The 2,043-nt window shown below is 24.3% G+C and carries 1 pseudogene; it reads right to left on the bottom strand.

From position 1 onward, the window contains the following. Window positions 1-197 precede the first annotated feature (197 nt). Window positions 198-2,043 (bottom strand): annotated as a pseudogene (locus D9R21_RS07455) (hypothetical protein); the annotation flags it as partial.

The following is a 2,043-nucleotide window of genomic DNA, read 5'->3' as shown; positions in this document are numbered from 1 at the left end:
TTTTTGAGCAATAAAACTTATCTTATTATTTTTAACTTCTTGTACTATCATTTTTCTAAAATCTGCTGTATATTTATTAAATTTTTGTCCTTTTCTTGCCATATAAAAATGCACCTCCTCTAAAAGTTTAGTAAAGTTCTTTTTTAATTTTACTTACTTTTTGGGGTGCAGTCTAGTTTATAAACCTAAATAACTTTTTATATTTCTAATCTAATTAATGATAATTTTTCATTGTTTTTATTAAATAATTGTAAATTATTAATATTAATTTGTTCTTTTTCTGTAAAAATTATAATATCATAATTTCCATATCCTCATATTCCCGATATTTCAATTTGATTTAAATTAAATAGTTTTCTATCAAAAGTTATTTTAATATTATCCTCAACTAAATTTTTAGTGATACTCATTCAAACTGCTTTTGAATAAAGTAATTTATATCATTGCGAAAAATAGTTTAAATAATCTTCTATTTTGTCATTAGAAACAATTAAATTAGTTAAGTACTTTCCGTATTCACCATCGGATAATTTAATTTCAGCGGGTATAAGTGAAGGTATATTGTTTGTTTCTAATTCATTTGTTATTGATAATCAGTTAAAATAATTAACTTCTAATTGATAAATAAGGTTTTCTGAAATATCTTTGTTTTTAAAAATTACTTTAATGTCACCATTACTATTAATATTATTTTGTTGTTTTAAATTTCAATCAGTAATTTGTCCTGTTTCTGGATTAATTTTAGGTATACTTGAGGGTACATTTATTGATTCTCAACGATAAACTGCTTTAAAATAATTTTTGTCTAATAATCAACGATATCTTAAAGAATTCTTTAAGAAAATAGCTAAATCAATGCCTCTTCACCCTCCTAATTGAGATAATCTAAGAACAAATTCGCTCTGAGTATCTAATTCTTTTGTGGCATTATTATTTTGAAATTTAACAATTCTTCAATCAGCATTTTCATTACTTCGCCACACAACAAAACAATATTTATTATCATCTGGATTATTATTAAATGGTTTGTCATCTGCATAAACTTCTTTTCAATAATTTATTGGTTCGGGTGGATTAGAACCGCCACTAAAATTAAAATATGATGAATTTAATTTAACGTTACAATGTTCAAATTCTCAATATCTATTTTCTTTTGGGTTTGGTGATGAAATTAATTCAAAATAATATGGTGTAAATAAGCTAACATCGTCATTATAACCTTTATTAATTGCATATTTACTATATGTATAATTTGAAAGCATATAGACAATTTTTTTAAACATTTTTACATAGTTTTTATTAATAGATATTGGGTTGTCTAATTTTCAGTTTTCAAATAAACCATCAATTACATCTTCGGGTTTTTGTCCTTCGAATTTTTGGCGCAATTCTGCTGCTTTATTAGTAGGATTACCCCTTTCATCGTATTTTGCACCTTGAAATTTACGATCATAATTATAACGATAAGTCAGATAATTTAATAAAACTTGTTCTAAACCATTTTTATTTATTAAACCTAAAATATCACCACCTTGAATATAGTTTTTGGCTATACTTCATGGTAAAAAGCTTTCAGTAAATCAATACTGAAATATTCTTAAATTAGGTTCTGTTTCAATTGGCATTGATAATAAAGGTACTAAATTAGCATTTTCAATTATTGATGATGGATAAGAATAAACACCATTGACATTGCCTCAACACTTAATATTGCCAAATAACATTGATTTAGGATATTTAATTTCAATTCCAGTAAAGACAGTATCTTCGGGTAATGATTTTTGTAGTACTAAGTTAATACTATTTTGATTTTTTCATTTAAAGTCAGTTATTTTAATTAAGTGCATAGATTTAATAATATTAACTCCATCAGGTGTATAGGGTCGTTTATATTCTTCGATGATATAGCATTCATTTTTATTGTCTTCGGTAATTGGTTCATTAATAGATACTATTTTTAAGTCATAGGATTCTAAAAATTCTTTGTCTTGTTTTGAAATATCATTAAGTAAAATATCTTTTTCGTCAATCATTACATAACTT

Source organism: Spiroplasma endosymbiont of Megaselia nigra (assembly GCF_003987485.1).
Classification (GTDB): Bacteria; Bacillota_I; Bacilli_A; order Mycoplasmatales; family Mycoplasmataceae; genus Spiroplasma.
The sequence above is the reverse complement of the archived record's forward strand: the minus strand, read 5'-3'. Positions and strand labels throughout refer to the sequence as shown.